General features: G+C 67.2%; 1 protein-coding gene. It reads right to left on the bottom strand.

Going from position 1 to position 320, the window contains the following annotated elements; translation table 11 throughout:
- The coding region (locus IF20_RS36960; RefSeq protein WP_199896938.1) for an AMP-binding protein at positions 1–320 on the bottom strand (320 nt) is incomplete at both ends.

Below are 320 nucleotides of genomic sequence, written 5' to 3'. Positions count from 1 at the left end.
GGATTTCTTGGTAGGTGACGTGGACGGTGGTTTCGGTGATGCCGTACATGTTCACCAGCCGTGTGCGGGGCTGGGTGTAGCGCTCGAACCAGGTCTGCACGTGCTTGGGCTCCAGTGCCTCGCCACCGAAGACGATCCACCGCAGCTCGGGAAGTCCCTCCTCACCGGCGCCCGCGGCGTGTTCCACCAACTCCCGGAACATCGAGGGGGTCTGGCTGAGCACCGTCACGTGCTCGTCCCGGAGGAGTTGCCACATGGCGTCGGCGTTGCGGGTGGTGTCGTGGCTGACGATGACGGCGCGGCCGCCGGTGGCCAGGGCG

The organism is Streptomyces niger (genome assembly GCF_000718305.1).
Taxonomy (GTDB): domain Bacteria; phylum Actinomycetota; class Actinomycetes; order Streptomycetales; family Streptomycetaceae; genus Streptomyces; species Streptomyces niger.
This window is presented reverse-complemented; position numbering and strand designations above follow the sequence as displayed.